We start from the raw sequence: 16,931 nt of genomic DNA on the forward strand, positions 1-16,931 counted from the left end.
ACGGAGTGAGGATATGCAACTTTTGCACGGCACGGGACGAAGAGTTGAGATCAGGGCTGCGGGCGCTCCGAAGGTGGAGGGGCTGGCTGGCTGGGCGATCGCTCTGCTCAGCGGCTGGCGCGGCGAACGCGAGGCTCGGCCAAAGCAGCTTCGGCTGGTAGAGAGGCTTTCTCTGGGTGGCAAGAGAGAGCTGATGCTGGTGACCTGCGGGGGTGAGAGCTTTCTGATTGGAGGCGGACTGGAGAGTGTGGAGTCGATTGTTCGGCTCGAAGACAAGGGTTTGTTGAAGGACCTGGCGAAGAGTTTGGATGAGACATGCGAGTAGGGCTCCGATTGCGATGGGTATGGTGGATTCTGTCTGGGCTGACTGTGGCATCGCCTGCGCTTCATGCTCAGATCGAGCGTCAGGGCATGGTTGCAGTGATACTGGCACCGGATTCGTTCTGGGTGAAGCACGCGGCCGGTGAGTCTGGAGGGGCGCACGCTTCGGGAAGGGAGCGAACGTCCGCGGCTAAGGCGAAGACGCATAGTTCGGGGACTAATGGGAGTGGGGCGGAGGGCGCGGGCGGGGGCAAGAAGAACGATTCGATCGCTCAGGAACTTTCCGGAAGCAAGAGTGTGCCGTGGTCGATTGTGTTCGGACTGACCTTGCTGACGTTGCTTCCTGCGCTTCTGTTGTCGATGACTCCACTGGTACGGCTGTTGGTTGTCTTTCACTTTCTGCGTCAGGCATTGGGAACGCAGACGGCGCCGTCGAACCAGATCCTGATGGGGCTGGCGCTGATGATGACGTGGTTTCTGATGCAGCCGGTGCTGCTGGAGGTGGAGCAGACTGCGGTGAATCCGTACAGCGCTGGGACCATCACCGGAGCGCAGGCACTGGACCTTGGCATAGCGCCGGTGAAGCGATACATGCTGCGTTATGCGCGTGAGAAAGATCTGGCGGTGTTTGCGTCGGCGGGAATGGCGGTTCGTCCTAATCGCAAGGAGGACCTGCCGATTCAGGTGGTTGTGCCGGCCTACATGCTGAGTGAGTTGAAGGCGGGGTTTCAGATCGGTGCGGTGTTGTTCCTGCCGTTTCTGCTGGTGGATCTGGTGGTAGCGAGCGTAACGACCTCGATCGGCATGATGCAGCTGCCGCCGGTCGTGATATCGACACCGTTGAAGATTCTGCTGTTTGTGATGGTGGATGGTTGGAGTCTGCTGGCGGATCAGTTGATCAAGAGTTTTTAGAGCACGCGAGTTGAAGGGATTTGGAGGCTAACGATGGGACCGGATCAGACGGTGGAGATTATGCGGAGGGTCTTGATTGAGGCGATGATGTTGAGCGCACCCCTGCTGGTGACGGCATGCCTGGTGAGCGTTCTGGTGAGCCTGGTGCAGACGCTGACCAGCGTGCAGGAGCAGACGCTGACGGCGGTTCCTCGTCTGGCGGTGGTCTTTGTCGTGATGGTCGCGGTGCTGCCCTGGATGGTGCATCGGCTGGTTGGTTTTACGGTGCATATGTTCACTGGCTTTCATAAGTACCTGGGATAGAGGCGGCATGAATCACGAGCTGAGCACGTTGATCGATAGTTGGCCACAGTATCTGAGTGCCGCGGTGCTTGTCATGGTGCGACTGAGCGGTTTGATGGTGTTTGGTCCGATCTTTTCATCGCCTGCGATTGCGCCGCGGATCAAGGCCGGCTTTGTCTTCGCGATGACGGTGCTTCTGGCCCCGGTGGTAGCGGCGGTGCCTGGGGCGAGGGCGGTGCTCGATGCAAGGGCCTTACTGGGCGAGCTTGGCGTGGGACTGGTGTTCGGCCTATCGCTGATGCTGCTGAACGAAGCGTTGTCGTTCGCCGGAACTTTGCTCGGGCTGCAGTTCAGCTTCTCGCTGGTGAATCTGCTCGATCCCAACTCGATGATCGAGACGGCGGTTCTGGGACAGATGCTGGGATGGCTGGGGATATTGGTGATCATTGGCTCAGGACTAGATCGCAGCATGCTGGCAGCGATGGTTCGCAGCTTTAGCGCGGTGCCGGTTGGACAGGCGCTGATTGAGGCTAAGACTGGGGCTGCGCTGGCGATGATGGCGAGCGGGATCTTTCTGGCAGGGTTGCAGTTGGCCGCTCCAGTGATGGCTGCGGCGATGGCGGTGGAGATAACGATCGGGCTTGTGGCGAGGCTTTCGCCGCAACTGCCGGCGATGGTCATCAGTGTTCCGGTGAAGACGCTGGTCTCCTATGTGGTCCTGATCGCGAGCCTGGCGGTGTGGCCTGGATGGATTGAACGCCACTTTACGGCGCTTCTGGACGCGGCGGCGAAGTTGCTGGTGCGCGCATGAAGACGAGAGTGATCGCGAGGCGTTATGGCGGATAAGGGGACAGAGAAGGCAACTCCGCAGCGAAAGAAGAAGGCAAAGGAGAAGGGTGACAGTGCGCATAGTCGCGAACTACTGTCTGCGATGGCGATGCTGGGTGGAGTTGTGACGCTGGGGGCGATGTCGCCCAGGTTTGTCGCCAGTTGGGGTGGAGTGTATATGTCGAGTCTGCGCTCGGCGGTGGTTGGGGTGAGTGGCGTGGATGGGCAGAACGGCGAGCAGCTTTGGAACGCTGCCGTGCGGCGAATGCTAGCACCGGCGTTGGCTCCGGTGGGCATGATTATGGCTGCCAGTTTTATTGGGGCGCTGGTGTCGGGCATCGCACAGAGCGGGGGGCTGCAGATCTATCCGAACGCAGTGGAGTTGAAGTTTTCGAAGTTGAACCCGGTGACGAATCTGGGAAATCTGTTCAGCCTTCGTTCGGCGACGCGGCTGGTGAAGTCTCTAGTGCCGGCAGCAGTGATGGTGGTGCTGGGGTGGGGCGCGCTGAAGGCTCTGCTGATTCCCATGCCGGTGATGAGCCTGGTGAGGTTGCCGGAGACGTTCTCGACAGCGTACGGGTTAGCGCTCGATGCGGCGTGGCTGACGTTGGCGTGGTCGGGGCTGGACTACGCGATCGAGTTGAGGAGCTGGAATCAACGTTTGAAGATGAGCAAGCAGGAGATGCGCGAAGAGATGCGGGATGCGATGGGGAATCCGCAGATCAAGGCGAAGGTCCGGCAGATGCAGCGCGCGATGCGCAAACGCAGAATGAAGGCGGATATGTCGCGGGCGAGTGTGGTGATTACAAATCCCACGCACTATGCGGTGGCACTGGAGTTCAGCTTCGAGACGATGTCGGCGCCGACTGTGCTTGCGAAGGGGCGGGATCTGCATGCCGCAGAGATTCGAGAGGAAGCGCAGTGGGCGGGTATTCCGATCATCGAGAACCCGCCCTTGGCGCGGAGTTTATACAAGCTGGTCGAACCGGGTCAGTCGATTCCATTTGAGCTGTACGCGGCGGTCGCGGGGATTCTGGCTTATCTCTATAGACAGAAGGTTCAGGAACGAGTGAAGCAGGAACGTGAGGCGAAAGAGCGAGCGCAGAAGACGCAACGGGGTAATGCAGCGTTGGACTGGCGGGCTGGTGCGGGAGCGATGGGAGTGGCTGGGATACATGGTTTCGGAGGTGGAATGTGAGTGAGATGACGATGGAGAAGAGTAAAGGATTTCAGATAGCGAAGCTGCAGACACTGCTGCTGCCGATTGCGGCGATCAGCATGGTCTTCGTCATGATTATTCCGATGCCCAGCGCGGTGTTGGATATTTTGCTGGCGGCATCGATCACTGCGTCGGTGATTGTGTTCCTGACGGCGGTGCAGGTTCAGCGAGCTGTGGATTTTTCGGTGTTCCCAACGTTGTTGCTGTTGCTTACGCTGTTCCGACTCTCACTGAATCTGGCTTCGAGCCGGAGGATCCTGCTGCATGGCCAGGAGGGGACGCACGCTGCGGGCTCGGTGATCGAGGCGTTCGGGCAGTTTGTGGTGGGGGGCAACTATGTGGTGGGTCTGGTGCTGTTCCTTGCGTTGATTGCGATCCAGTTCCTTGTGGTGAGTCACGGCGCGGTGAGGACGGCGGAGGTGACGGCAAGGTTCACGCTGGATGCGCTGCCGGGTAAGCAGATGGCGATTGATGCCGATATGAACGCTGGCTTGATCGATGAGCAGGGAGCGAGGAAGAGACGTCAGGCGATCGCACGCGAGGCTGAGTTTTATGGCGCGATGGACGGCGCCGCGAAGTTCAACCAGCGGGATTCGCTGGCTACGATTTTGATTACGGCTATCAATATCGTTGCGGGGCTGCTGATCGGTGTGCTGCAGCATGGAACGGATCTGGCGACCGCGGTGAAGACCTACACGATCCTGACCGTGGGAGATGGGCTGGTGACGATGATTCCCAGCCTGCTGGTGTCTATTGCCGGCGGTATGGTGTTGACGCGGGCATCGTCAGCCGGATCGCTCAATGAAGAGTTGGGGACGCAGCTTCTGCGTGGGCGGAATACTCTTTGGATCGCTTGCGGCGTGTTGCTTGGGCTGGCCTTGATTCCAGGGTTGCCGAAGCTCTCTTTTGTTCTGATGGCAGTTGGGATCGGATTGATTGCGCGCAAACTTCCGGCAGCAAAGGATTCCTCGCTGCTGGCGGACGAGGCTGCGGTTGCGTCTGTGACGACGGGCGATAAGAGTAAGGCCGCGGATGCGTCGAAGGGCGAGAATCTGGCGTCGCTGTTGAAGATGGATGAGCTGACACTGGAGATCGGCTTTCAGCTGATTCCGATGGTAGATGAGAAGCAGGGCGGCCAGATGCTGAATCGTGTGCGTGCTCTGCGGCGGCATCTGGCGACGGAGCTTGGATTTATCGTTCCGCCAGTTCATATTACGGACAATCTACGGCTGAAGCCACGCGAGTATGTGGTCAGCCTGCGCGGCGTTGAGATCGCACGATGGCAGACGGAGCAGAACTGTCTTCTGGCGGTGAATGCAGATCCGAAGGCGCGGGCGCTGCCTGGATTGGAGACCAAGGAGCCGGCGTTTGGTGTGCAGGCGCGATGGATCCAGCCAGGACTTGAGGAGCAGGCGCTGGCAGCGGGCTACTCGGTCGTGGATCAGACGACAGTGATTGGAACGCATCTGGGCGAGTTGATTCGCAGGCATGCGCATGAGCTGCTGGGACGGCAGGAGGTGAAGCGCCTGCTGGACAGCATGAACGAGACGCATCCGAAGCTGGTGGAAGAGCTGGTACCGAAGCTGATGACGCTCGGCGAGGTGCAGCGTGTGTTGCAACAGCTGCTGCGAGAACAGGTGTCGATTCGCGACCTAGGGATGATTCTGGAGATCTTGGTGGAGTCCGCGCAGCAGTCGAAGAACGTGGTGCATCTGGTGGAGAGCGTGCGGCAGGCGCTTGGACGCGGTCTTGTGCATCCTCTGCTGGATGGCGAGGGCGGACTGCGTGTGCTGGTGCTGGAGCCGACGCTGGAGAGCGATCTTCTGCACACCTTCGATCCGCAGCGTGCGGGGCTGCTGCTGGGAGATGGAGCGCGTCCGGCGGGGATGCCATCGGACTTCCTGAAGCGGCTTGTGGAGTCTGTGAAACGCCTAACCGGAGGAGCCTCCCCCTCGGCACTGCCCGTGCTTCTATGTCCGAGTCCGGCACGTTATCACCTGAGGCGATGGCTGGAGCCGTTTCTACCAAAGATAACGGTGCTGGCGCCGGGGGAGATTCCTCCGGAGATTCGGGTACGAAGCGTCGGGACGGTTGGTTGAAGACGGCTGAGGCAGGACAGGTAGACGGGCACGCAGATTTGGAATGGAGGAAGTGATGAGCGCAGGGGATTCGATTCCGGTACAGGTTTTGCAAGGGTTGTCGATGGGCAGGACGTTCGGTAAAGGAGGTTTGTCTGTGGGACATGCAGTGAACGAAAACGAGACGGGACTGGCGCAGTCCGCGATGTTGGCTTCGTATTCGAAGGATGGAACCACGACGGCGGGAACACTTGAGAGTAGTAGTGCTACTGAGCGCGATCTGCTGCTGATGGAGCATCTGCCTACCGTACGCTATCTGGCACGCCGCATTCATGAGCGGCTGCCTCAGCATGTGGATCTTGACGACCTGATCTCGGCTGGTGTGGTGGGGCTGATCGATGCGTTTTCGAAGTTCGATCACAGCAAGAAGGTGCAGTTCAAGAGCTATGCCCAGTTCAGGATTCGTGGCGCGATCCTTGATTCGCTCAGGACGCTGGACTGGAGCCCGAGAGAGCTGCGCAGGAAGGGCAGGGCGGTCGAAGAGGCGATACGGGCGGTGACGCAGAGAGTGGGCCGGGCGCCGTCGGAGCAGGAGATCGCGCAGGAGATGGAGCTTACGCTGGGCGAGTATCAGTTGCTGCTTGGGGATCTGAAGGGGTTGGAGATTGGAAGCCTGCACATGGAGCGATCCGAAGACTCGGGCGATGAAGAGCTTGCTTACATTCCAGGCTCTCCCGAGGAAGATCCGCTGTTTCGCTGTCTAAAGGGGGAGATGAAACAACGGCTGGCGGATGCGATCGACGAACTTCCCGAGAAGGAACGAATGGTGTTGACGCTCTACTACTACGAGGAGCTGACCATGAAGGAGATCGGCCTCACACTTGGCGTCGTGGAATCGAGGGTCTCGCAGATTCATTCGTCGGCGGTGCTAAGGCTGCGCGTGGCATTGGCTAGTTTGCGTGCGGGCGGTTCTGCGGCGAACGCACCGCTTAGTGGTGCAAAGCGGAAGTCTGCGACGCGTTGATCGTACGTCGATGGATGAGAGAACTCTAACGAGAAAAAGATTCAGGGAAAAGAAAAAGAGGATGCATGGCGAAGGTTCTTGGACAGGGAGATATCGATGCGTTGTTTGCTGCGGCTGGAGCGGCGGCGTCGACACAGACGGCAGGGTCGGATACAGAAGTTCCTCTGGAGCGATATGACTTCAGCCGCGCTGGCCAGATCAGTAATGACCAGATGCGTGCGATCAGTTCGGTCAATGATCTCTTTGCGCGCAACCTGATGCATACGCTGGGCGCTTGGCTGCGGACGCCATTCAAGATGAAGCTGGTTGCGGGCGAGCAGCTTCCGTTCAGCGAGTTTCTCGAACGGCTATCCTCTCCGAGTTATGTTTGTACCATTCGGCTGGAACCGCTCGGTGCGGTTGGGTTGCTGGAGCTTGAGCTGGCGCTGGCTTTTCCACTGGTGGATGTTCTGCTGGGTGGCGTCGGGCGAGCGTGGCCTGCGCGGGAACTGACGGAGATTGAGGAGGCGATTCTGACCTCGGTGGTGCAGCTGGCGGTGCAGGAGCTGAACCTCGCGTGGCAGTCCGTGGGGCTGGAGTTTGTCTTCGAGAAGAGGGAGTCGGAGCCGGCGGTCGCCCGAATGATGACTGCGGGGGAGAAGACGCTGTGCGTGAGCTTCGAGGCGCGCATGCCGGAGGCGCAGGGTGCTATGAATCTATGTCTTCCCGCTGTGGTGCTGAACGCTATTCTGCGGCGATTGATCTCGGAGGGAGACCGTCCGAAGAGACGATCGAAGGAGGCGATGACGCGAATGCGTGAGTTGATGGGCGAGACGAAGGTGGGCGCGGCTCTACAGTTTCCGAAGATGCGGCTGCGAGCAGGGGAGCTGACGACGCTTGTGCCGGGAACAGTTCTTCGTCTGCCTTTGGCGAAACATGAGGCTTCAGAGCTGCGTGTGGCTGGACTGCGGTTCGGACGAGCCCATCCGGTGCGGACGGGCGAACATCGTGGCGCGCAGCTTGAGGGCATGAGTGAGATGGATCATCTGAGTGATGTTCTGACAGATCGGAGTTTGACCGAAACAACGGCTGTGAACTAGCAGATCAACGACTGTGGACTAGAGAGGAAGACGCAATGGAGAGTGTTGTAGGTAGTGGTGAGGTCGCTGGACTCGATCCAGGGGTGAATCTGCTGTGTGACATCGAGCTGGACGCCACGCTGCAGTTCGGTTCACGCGAGATGCCGCTGCGTGAGGTGCTGGAGCTGGGGCCGGGAGATGTTGTGGAGCTCGACCGGCACGTGTCGGAGCCTGTCGATCTGGTGATTGGAGATCGTATTGTGGCGCGAGGAGAGGTGGTTGTCGTGAGCGGCAACTTTGCGCTTCGCATCACCGAGGTTGCAACGCCGCAACTGAGACTGGAGACGATACGATGCCTTTTTTAACAAGGAAGACAGTCAGTTTTGAGAGCGATACTCTGGCGTCGAATGGGCTGCATGCCGGGTATGGAGCTGCGTGGCAGGATGATGCTTTCAGACCTTCGAAGCCTCTTGCCGAGCTTGATGGAACAGGTATGCCTGCTTCTCTGCGACAGCCGCAGACGAAGAGGATCTGCGGGCATGAGGAGTGTGCGAATGGATGGGTGATGCCTTGGAGAAACCGGCGGAGGCCGATCTTTGAAGGACAATGGGGCTGCAGCGGACGCTGTGTGTTGGCAATGGTTCAGGCAGCGGTGCGTCGCGAGCTGGGTGATAGAGATCGCGCGATAGCTGCTCCACATCGGCATCGGGTACCGCTGGGGCTGGTAATGCTGGCACAGGGTTGGATTACGCATCCGCAGCTTCGCAGGGCTCTGGAGGCACAACGCGAGAGCGGGACGGGAAGGATTGGGGATTGGCTGATCCGTGAGAGCGGGGTAGAGCCGGAGAAGGTGACACGCGGGCTCAGCATGCAATGGGGCTGCCCGGTATTGACGACGGAGGGATTTTCTCCGGAAGCGATGGCGCTGGTGATGCCGAAGATATTTGTTGAGACGTTTGGGCTGCTTCCTCTTCGGGTAGCTGGATCGCGGATACTCTATCTCGGATCGATGGACCGTCTCGATGCGTCGGTTGCGTTTGCCATGGAGCAGATGACGGAGCTGAAGGTCGAGAGCGGGGTAGTGGAGGGTGAGCAGTTCGAGGCCGCTCGACGCAGACTGCTGGCGTGTGACGGAGTGGAGATGAGGCTGGAGTCGCTCGAAGACAAAGACTCCATGTCGGCACGAATCACGGCGCTGCTGGAGCAGAGACAGCCTCTGGCCGCTCGGCTTGTCCGGGTGCATCAGTACTACTGGCTTAGAATGTGGCTGGAGTCAGGTGCTCTTGGAAGGGTAGGAAGCCTGCCGGGGGCAGCGGGCGAAGATGTGATGGATTATGGGTTCACGATTGGCGATCAGAGATAACACGCAGGGATAAATAGACGATTCGTCGAAACGTAAAGAGGTCCTCGCGGGCCTCTTTTATGTTTGAAGATTGTTTTATCGCTGCATGAAGCCAGAGGCGGGGGTGTTTATGGAGGATGACATTGCACCTACCCCGGAGTCTTGTGCGGGTCCAAGGCCAAGCTTGATGATAGCTCGGGAGTCGGGGATCAGTTTGGTCTGCCAGCCGTTGTCGCTTTGAAACTTCTGCATTGCAGCTTCGGTCTGGGCGTCCCAGTGCCCTGAGCCCTCTCCGGAGAGGTAGCCAGACTTAACGAGAGAGGCCTGAATCTGTGAGGCGCGATCGTCGTCGATGGAGCGCTGGCCCGGTGCTTTCGCTGAAACCTTCGATTTGGAGTGCTTATTGAAGATTCTTGGGGAAGTAGGGCCGCGGCGAGTGTGAGTGGCAGCTATGGACGGCACGGCCGTTGCCAGAAGTAGAGTCGAGATTAAAAAGATTCTATTCAACTGCATAGCTTGATGAATACCTTGATGTGAGTATCGAGCAAAGAGTCTGTTGAAGATGATGTCAGAGTATCTCGGGAGTAACCTGCCGTGCAACAAAAAGATCGACTCTTGCGGCTACCTCTTTCGAGGTGGATTGTTTTGGAAACCGGCAACGACCGCTGCAAAGGGAGGATAAGTTTCTACCCTCCCTGTGCAGCGACTGGATACTACGGCAGTGTGCCACCGATATAGGAGTTGAGGTTCTTCTGCGTGGCGGACTGAACCACGAAGACTACATCGTCTTTGGATTTGAGGGTGGAGACGACGGCCCTATAACTAGCTTCGTCGGTGACCGGCTTGCGGTTGATGGCGGTGATGATGGCGCCCTTACCGAGACCAATCTCATCTGCAAACGAACCAGGACGGACGCTGGTGACGATGACTCCACTCTTGACACCTGAACGGGTAGCGATTGAAGGAGGGATGGCGGTGACCTTGATACCAAGGGTACCCTCTCCTGCATCCGCTTCCTGTGGCGCGGGAGTATCGTCTGACTGCCCGACGATATCCGCGTATGTCTTGGCACGATCGCCAATCATGACAGATGCGGTGTTTTGCTTGCCTTCGCGTAGGTAACCGAGCTTGACGCTAGAACCGACGCGACGGGCGGAGATGTCGTTGACCAGATCGTCGCCATCCTTGATGCTTCGTCCGTCGATGGAGACGATGACGTCACCTGCCTGAATGCCTGCCTTGGCTGCGCCGCCGTTGGGGCTAACGACGTTGACAATGACGCCGGTGGAGAAGCCGTAGACGCGTGCGACGGCAGAGGATTGGGCGGGCTGGAACTGAATGCCGATGGAGCCGCGAACTACCTTATGTTCGGGTCCGATGAGCATGTTGTAGACGTTGGCGATCGTGTTGGCCGGCATGGCGAAGCCGACGCCCTGCGAGCCCATCGACTGGGTGTAGATGGCGGTGTTCATGCCGACGACCTGGCCGGCCATATCGACGAGCGGGCCGCCGGAGTTGCCTGGATTAATGGCGGCGTCGGTCTGGATGAAGCGCTGGAACTGGGTCTGGGAGACGCCGTTTGCGCTGGGCTCGTCGATGCTGCGGTTCTTCGCCGAGATGATGCCGGCGGTGACCGTCTTCGCGAGAGAGAAGGGGCTGCCGATGGCGAGAACCCAGTCGCCGACCTGTGCGCCGTCGGAGTTGCCGAGCTTCGCGGTAGGCAGGGGCTCTTTGGTGTCGATCTTAATGACGGCGATGTCGGTGTCTTTGTCCACACCTACCACGGTCGCGGGACGGCCGGGATCGGTGGGATCATCGGCGTCGGTGGAGAGCTTGACGTAGATCTTATCGGCTTTGTCGACGACGTGATTATTGGTGATGATGTATCCGCGAGCGTCTACGATGAAGCCTGATCCGAGTGCTCGGCGTTCTCCTCCACTATCGCTGTCGTCGCCTCCACCACCACCCTGGCCACCGAAGAAGCGGTTGAAGAAGTCCTGCATGTCACCGGGAGACTGGGCATCGTCATCACCGCTCTGGCCACCCTGATCGTTGGGGTTGCGCTGCTGCAGGCCGCGTTTGCCATGGCGGTTGGTTGACTGTTTCGGGAGCTCTTCCGTGTTGATGTTGACCACGGCGGGGCCAACCTCTTTGACGATCTGGGAGAAGCCGTTGGATAAAGCCACGGGGGATGGGATCACAATGGGCCTGGCATCGGTTGAGTTGACGCCCGTCTGCTCTTTGCCACTTACGTTGCGGGTGAGCACAGAGCCGGCTAGGATTCCGATCGAAAGTGTGGCAAGGAGGGTAAAGGTGGCCGTGAGCCGGTGGTTGCGAATGCGTTCCAGAAAGGTGGGAGGGGTGCTGTTCGGTGTGTCCATCGGTAGGTCTAACCTCATTCTTGTACGTTCCTGAGAGCCGGAGTGCGTGCGCGGCATGAATCTTAAGTATAGCTGCTATTGGCGAGTCGTTCCGTCAGAGGTTTGAGTGAACCATATCTGGGTTTAGACGCGAAATAACGGCAAAAGTCTTTATTGGCTCAGACGGGGTGGGTGGGGAGCGGCGGGGTGGAGGAGAGGACCTCGATAACGGCTATGCCTGCGAGGATGAGAGCGGCTCCGGTGAGGGAGCGGCGGCCGAGATGTTCGTGCAGGATGAGGAAGGACGTGAGGCAGGCGAAGACTGGTTCCAGGGTGAGGAGGATTGCGGTATGGGTGGGGGGGAGATAGCGCTGGGACCAGCTCTGGATGGTGAAGGCCGCAGCGGTGGCTAGGAGGCTGGTGATGGCGAGGGCGGTGATGAGGCGGGGCGTCAGTGTGATGTGGGGCGGCCCATCGAGTGGGAGGGTGAGGGCCATTATGAGGGACGCTGCGCCGATCTGGAGGGTGGCGAGCTGGCCGGTGGGAACTCGGTGCGAGGTGTGGGCAAGGGCGAGGAGATGACCGGCGAAAGCTATGGCGCAGGCGAGGGTGAGGAGATCGCCGGGACCGATGCTGATGAAGAGCGTGCTCCAGGTTGTTCCGACGGGCGTGGTGAGCAGGAGCAGGCCGGAGAAGGCGAGGAGTGCTCCGATGGCGGTGTTCCAGCGGGGAACCGGCGTGTTGGGTGAGCGGAGGGCTGGGAAGATGGTAAAGAGAGGGACGAAGACGACGACTAACCCAGTGATGAAGGCGGATTTGGCGGGCGTGGTGCGGGCGAGTCCGGAGGTTTGGAACTGGTAGCCAGCGGCGAGGAAGAGGCCGACGATAAGGCCGGAGAAGAGGGCTCGGCGATCGATGTGGCGGAGTTGGCGATGGTTCACGATGGCCAGGGCGATGAAGGCCAGCGACATGCGAAGGAGATTGAAGAGAAGAGGAGAGATGTCCTGGAGGGCGTCTTTGACGAGGACGAAGGTGGCACCCCAGACGAAGACGACCGCGAGCAGCAGGAGGTGGGCGAGCGTGGTGGGGCTGAGGCGGCGGGGCAACTAGTCCTTCGCTCCTGACTGCTGTGGTTTGCCGGTTGTGGGTGTTGAGGGTTTTGCTTCGGAGTAGACGGTCTCGCCATTGACGATGGTGCGGAGGACTTTGGTGTGGAGAAGTTGCTGGGGTGTTGCGGTGGTGATGTCGCGGTCTAGGACGACCAGATCGGCGAGGTAGCCGGGTTCGAGGCGGCCTTTCAGGTGTTCGCGGAACTCGGCGAAGGCGGAGGCTTGGGTGTAGGCGTAGATGGCTTGGTTAAGCGTGATCTTTTCCTGGGGCTGGAAGGTCTGGGTGCCGGCTTCGTTTTGGCGAGTGATGGCGGAGTAGAGGCCACGGAAGGGGTTGATGGATTCGACGGGGTAGTCGGTGCCGAAGGCGAGGGTGACGTTGTGGTCGAGGAAGCTCTTCCAGGCGTAGGCGTACTGGACGCGTTGGAGACCGAGACGGTCGGCGGCCCATTTCATGTCGGTGAGCAGATGGCTGGGCTGCATGGAGGCGATGACGCCTTCGCTGGCGAAGCGGTCGAAGTCGGCAGGGAGCAGGACCTGGGCGTGTTCGATGCGAAAGCGGAGGCTGGCGGGGGTGGGGATGGATGGGGGTGGTGCGGTGACGATGTTGGCGTCGGGGCTGCTGGGGGCGGTGGGCGGAGGTGCGGGGTTGGCGACCTGCTGGGCGGCTCCGAGGGCGTCGAGGGCGATGTGGTTGGCGCGGTCGCCGATGGCGTGGAAGCCGATCTGGAAGCCTGCGGCGGCGCGTTCGGAGGTGAGCTGGACGAGCTTGTCCTCGTTGTAACGGGCGAGGCCGGAGTTGGCGGGGTCGTCGGCGTAGGGCTCGTCCATGGCTGCGGTGCGGGAGCCGAGGGAGCCGTCCATGAAGCCCTTGAGCATGGTGAGGTGGAGGAGCGGATCGTCGGTTGGGTGGCTGGCGCGGCGCTCCTGGAGGACGGCTACGGGCTGGTTGAAGTCGAGCCACTCGGCGATGCGGAGGTGGAGTTGGCCGGTGTGTTCGAGCTCTTCGAGGGCGAGGAAGTCCCCCCACTCGGAGTTGTCCTGGACGGAGGTGACGCCGTGGGCGAGGGCGTCGTTGATGGCTACGTTGAGGGCCTGGCGGCGCTGTTCGAGTGTGGGCGGCGGGACTTTGTTGAAGACGAGGTTGCTGGCGGCGGTCTCGCGGAGGATGCCGGTGGGGCTGCCGGAGGCGTCGCGGTCGATCTTTGCGCCGGGGGGATCGGGGGTGTCGGCGGTGATGTTGGCGGCGGCGAGGGCGGCGGAGTTGGCGAGGGCCATGTGGCCGTCGACGCGGGAGAGGATGGCTGGGTGGTCTCCGGTGACCTGGTCGATGTCGGTGCGGGTGGGAAGCTGGTTGCCGGGCCAGAGGGTGTGGTCCCAGCCGCCGCCGAGGAGCCAGTCGCTGTGTCTGGCGGTGGAGGCGTAGTTGCGGATGCGGTTCTGCATCTCGGAGAGGGAGTGGACGCCTTCGAGGTTGATGGAGAGCTTTTCGCGGCCGGCGTCGGCGATGTGGGTGTGGGCGTCGTTGAAGCCGGGCATGGCGAAGGCGTTGTGCAGGTCGATGATTCTGGTCTTTGGGCCTTTTAGTTTGAGGATGCTGGCGTCCGGGCCTGCGGCGATGATCTTTCCGTTGGTGATGGCGAGTGCGGAGACCTTTGCCGGCATGGGGGAGGGGTCGTTGGGGCGGAGGTGGGTGCCGGTGAGGATGTTGCCGTGGAGATAGATTACGTCGGCGGGGGGCTGCGCTTGGGTGGCGGCGGCGGCGAGGAGGATCGCGCTCAGGATGAGGGGTTTCACGAGAGGGAGTGTATCAATTCCGGCTGGCGACTTGGTTGGTATGGCCCCCCTCCCCCTGCACTATGTTGCGCAAAGTCTTCTATCCAGATGAGTTAGGCTTGGACTTAGGTGATGGGCTTGGGCGGTAGACCGGGATGATGTCTGGAGAGTGAGTTGGTCTGCCTCCCTATATCAAAGTGAAGCCCAGGCCGAGGCCGGGGCTTAGAGGGAGTGCACACGATCTACGCCAGGCGCTTCCTAATTGCACCAACGACACCAAGGATGCCGGTGCCAAGCAATACGAAGGTGGAAGGCTCGGGAACCGGGGAAGGATTGTCGGTCACCGTCCATGTTCCGGGTTTATTCGAAACCGAGGCAAGAACGCCGCTATCATCACTCGCATGATCTCTATCTTGTGTATCTTCGGGGTCCTCGACAAAAAAGAGGGTTTGGAACGACGCATCGCCGCCCGTCGGTTTAATGATGATGTCCCAGCCGATGATATTGCCGCTCGCGTCTGTATTGAAGAGCAAAAATTCACTGGAGGAGTCGAGATTATTGCCTGAAAGAACGCCATCACTGAAACTCCAGGAAACCGGAGTAAAAAGTAGATGCTCTTGGTTCGGCCCGAGTAGATTATCCACCGTAAACGACCCTGTAATCGAGTCACTTTTGGTGTATGGGCCGGTTACCGTTATGAAGGCCGAACCTGTGTAGGTATAGGTGAAGGTGTCTGCGTGGCGGATGCTGCGAGGATAGTGAGAGCAGCGGCAGAGAGCAGCCAAGGGCGTAGAGAGATATGAGGCCTCGTTTCAAATCGTTATATGAAGGGAAGGACTGCTTGACCTTATGCGAATGAGGCGTGCAAACGCTACGGAGAACTTAGGAAAGTCTTTTCCCGATGCGGATTCACGAGACTCGTTGGATCGGCGTTTAGGAACTCCCCTATCGGGGATAGGGTGGCGGTACTTCGGTTTGGATGAGAAAGATCTGGTTGGAGCGTGGTCTTATCTAGACCCTACTTAAAGGATAGTGGATTGGGGGTAACTGGTACGCACGCTGTAGGCTGCTTGTTTTGTTTGGGTTAGGTGGATTGTGGGGTTGACACGATATTGTCCTGCCGGACGGGCCCACTGCACGTGGGGTGGGCGTTTGCACGCCTTTTTAAGCCTTCGGGTGGGCCTTCCGTTGGTCGGCATAGATGATTGTTCCCGAGCAACGGGAGGGCTGTCCGAAGGGGTATACAAGTCACGAAGTGACCTCCCGCCGAGCAGGCGGCCCGTCCGGCAGGACATTATCCTTGATGATTTGCGATCTGGTCGGTGATGTCGAGGAGGGTCAGGAGGATGCGGCGGAGGGCGGTCTCGCGTCCGGTGGGGTCGTACCACTCCTGCAGGGTGTGGATGCCGCCGCCTATGCCGCCGCTGCCGATGGCGATGGCGGGAAGGCCGCGGGAGATGGGGATGTTCGCGTCGGTTGAGCCGAGACGGGGTTCGGTGCGGAGGGCGAGGTGGCGGTCGACGGCGCGGAGGGTGTGGAGCAGGGGTGAGTCGTCGGGGAGGGCGGCGGCGGGGCGGTTGCCGATGGTCTCGATGTGGAGTTTGGGTGGTGAGCTGGTGGTGTGCTGCCGGGCGGCGGCGAGGACGGCGGCGTCGAAGATCTGGTGGACGTCGGTGGCGGTGGAGATGAGTTGGAGGGGGTCGGTGGAGCGGATGTCGAGGAGGGCGGAGGCGGACTCGGGGATGGAGTTGATGGAGGTGCCGCCGGAGATGTGGCCGACGTTGATGGTGGTCTGGGGGTTGGTGGGGAGTTCGAGGGCGGCGATGTGGGCGATGGCCTGGCTGAGGAGGAGGATGGGGTTGGGTGCTCCGGCGTCGGACCAGGAGTGGCCGCCGGGGCCGGTGATGGTGACGCGGAAGCGGAGGCTGCCGAGGGCTCGGGTGACGACGGCGGAGGTTCCACTGCCTTCGAGGGCGATGGCGGCGGCGATGCGGGTGCGGTAGGGGCCGCGTTCGAAGAGGTGACGCATGCCGCGGAGGTCGCCTTCGCCCTCTTCGCCTACGTTGGCGGCGAAGAGGATGGGGATGGGTGGGGTGATGTTGGCGTAGCGGAGGGCGGCGATGATGGCGAGGAGGGCGGTGAGGCCGGCGGCGTTGTCGCAGATGCCGGGGGCGTAGATGCGGGGGGTGTCTTTTTCTTCGGTGGGGTGGATGGGGGTATTGGGGGGGAAGACTGTGTCGAGGTGGGCGGAGAGGAGGATGACGGGGGTGGGGGATTCGGTTGGGTTGGAAGCTAGTTCGGCGGGTGGGAGTTCGGCGAGGGCGTTGCCGGCGTCGTCGAGGTGGATGTTGGTGAGGCCGAACTGGTGGAAGCGCTCGAGGAACCAGTTGGCGCGGGCGGATTCGGCGAAGGGTGGGGCGGGGATGCGGACCATCTCGAGTTGCCACTGGAGGAGCTGGGGCTGGTGGAGGTGCAGCCAGTGGAAGGCGCGATGAACGGCGGTGAGAGCGGCGAGATGGGTGATGCGGCGCTGGGCGGAGGCGGTGGCGGGCATGTCTTTGGTGATTGTACGGGCGCTTGTCGTGCCGGACGGGCACGCTGCGCGCGGGGCGACCACTCCGT

General features: G+C 60.5%; 16 protein-coding genes. 10 read left to right on the forward strand and 6 right to left on the reverse strand.

The window, feature by feature from the left end; all coding sequences use genetic code 11:
• Positions 1 to 13: 13 nt before the first annotated feature.
• From GSQ82_RS08945 to GSQ82_RS08990, 10 genes are all read left to right on the forward strand, one after another.
• On the forward strand, positions 14 to 325 hold the full coding sequence (locus GSQ82_RS08945; RefSeq protein ID WP_158791929.1) for a flagellar biosynthetic protein FliO: 312 nt from the start codon (positions 14 to 16) through the stop codon (positions 323 to 325).
• Between the two features lie 86 nt (positions 326 to 411).
• Entirely contained in the window at positions 412 to 1,233 is an 822-nt protein-coding gene (gene fliP / locus GSQ82_RS08950; RefSeq protein WP_254061520.1) for a flagellar type III secretion system pore protein FliP, read from the forward strand.
• Positions 1,234 to 1,266: 33 nt separating this feature from the next.
• A complete protein-coding gene (locus tag GSQ82_RS08955; protein WP_158791930.1) occupies positions 1,267 to 1,536 on the forward strand; it encodes a flagellar biosynthetic protein FliQ in 270 nt (89 codons plus the stop codon).
• A gap of 7 nt (positions 1,537 to 1,543) precedes the next feature.
• Entirely contained in the window at positions 1,544 to 2,326 is a 783-nt protein-coding gene (locus GSQ82_RS08960) for a flagellar biosynthetic protein FliR (RefSeq protein ID WP_254061521.1), read from the forward strand.
• 24 nt (positions 2,327 to 2,350) lie between these two features.
• On the forward strand, positions 2,351 to 3,541 hold the full coding sequence (locus GSQ82_RS08965; protein WP_158791931.1) for an EscU/YscU/HrcU family type III secretion system export apparatus switch protein: 1,191 nt from the start codon (positions 2,351 to 2,353) through the stop codon (positions 3,539 to 3,541).
• Positions 3,542 to 3,546: 5 nt separating this feature from the next.
• The gene (flhA, locus tag GSQ82_RS08970; protein WP_158792206.1) at positions 3,547 to 5,661 is read left to right on the forward strand and encodes a flagellar biosynthesis protein FlhA; all 2,115 of its coding nucleotides are present in this window, start codon (positions 3,547 to 3,549) and stop codon (positions 5,659 to 5,661) included.
• Positions 5,662 to 5,716: 55 nt separating this feature from the next.
• A complete protein-coding gene (locus tag GSQ82_RS08975) occupies positions 5,717 to 6,664 on the forward strand; it encodes a sigma-70 family RNA polymerase sigma factor (protein WP_254061522.1) in 948 nt (315 codons plus the stop codon).
• Between the two features lie 65 nt (positions 6,665 to 6,729).
• Positions 6,730 to 7,743 (forward strand): flagellar motor switch protein FliM, encoded by a 1,014-nt coding sequence (locus GSQ82_RS08980; RefSeq protein WP_158791932.1) that lies wholly within the window; start codon positions 6,730 to 6,732, stop codon positions 7,741 to 7,743.
• Positions 7,744 to 7,778: 35 nt separating this feature from the next.
• Positions 7,779 to 8,087, forward strand: a complete 309-nt coding sequence (locus GSQ82_RS08985) for a FliM/FliN family flagellar motor switch protein (RefSeq protein ID WP_158791933.1) — start codon at positions 7,779 to 7,781, stop codon at positions 8,085 to 8,087.
• Complete coding sequence (locus tag GSQ82_RS08990) at positions 8,075 to 9,085, forward strand: hypothetical protein (RefSeq protein ID WP_158791934.1); 1,011 nt, start codon at positions 8,075 to 8,077, stop codon at positions 9,083 to 9,085. The genes GSQ82_RS08985 and GSQ82_RS08990 overlap by 13 nt, the downstream gene beginning before the upstream one ends.
• A gap of 75 nt (positions 9,086 to 9,160) precedes the next feature.
• Here the strand turns inward: GSQ82_RS08990 and GSQ82_RS08995 are convergent, their stop codons facing one another.
• The 6 genes from GSQ82_RS08995 to GSQ82_RS09020 all read right to left on the reverse strand — a co-directional run bounded on the left by GSQ82_RS08995 (position 9,161) and on the right by GSQ82_RS09020 (position 16,863).
• Complete coding sequence (locus GSQ82_RS08995; protein ID WP_254061523.1) at positions 9,161 to 9,526, reverse strand: peptidoglycan-binding protein; 366 nt, start codon at positions 9,524 to 9,526, stop codon at positions 9,161 to 9,163.
• A 251-nt stretch (positions 9,527 to 9,777) separates the two neighbouring features.
• Positions 9,778 to 11,463, reverse strand: coding sequence for a trypsin-like peptidase domain-containing protein (locus GSQ82_RS09000; RefSeq protein WP_254061524.1), 1,686 nt, complete (start codon positions 11,461 to 11,463; stop codon positions 9,778 to 9,780).
• Positions 11,464 to 11,603: 140 nt separating this feature from the next.
• Positions 11,604 to 12,530 (reverse strand): DMT family transporter, encoded by a 927-nt coding sequence (locus GSQ82_RS09005; protein ID WP_158791936.1) that lies wholly within the window; start codon positions 12,528 to 12,530, stop codon positions 11,604 to 11,606.
• Positions 12,531 to 14,330, reverse strand: a complete 1,800-nt coding sequence (locus GSQ82_RS09010) for an amidohydrolase (protein ID WP_254061525.1) — start codon at positions 14,328 to 14,330, stop codon at positions 12,531 to 12,533.
• A gap of 221 nt (positions 14,331 to 14,551) precedes the next feature.
• Positions 14,552 to 14,953 (reverse strand): PEP-CTERM sorting domain-containing protein, encoded by a 402-nt coding sequence (locus GSQ82_RS09015; protein ID WP_254061526.1) that lies wholly within the window; start codon positions 14,951 to 14,953, stop codon positions 14,552 to 14,554.
• A 650-nt stretch (positions 14,954 to 15,603) separates the two neighbouring features.
• Positions 15,604 to 16,863, reverse strand: a complete 1,260-nt coding sequence (locus tag GSQ82_RS09020; RefSeq protein WP_158791938.1) for a M20/M25/M40 family metallo-hydrolase — start codon at positions 16,861 to 16,863, stop codon at positions 15,604 to 15,606.
• Positions 16,864 to 16,931 lie beyond the last annotated feature (68 nt).

This window comes from Granulicella sp. L60, from assembly GCF_009765825.1.
Taxonomy (GTDB): domain Bacteria; phylum Acidobacteriota; class Terriglobia; order Terriglobales; family Acidobacteriaceae; genus Edaphobacter.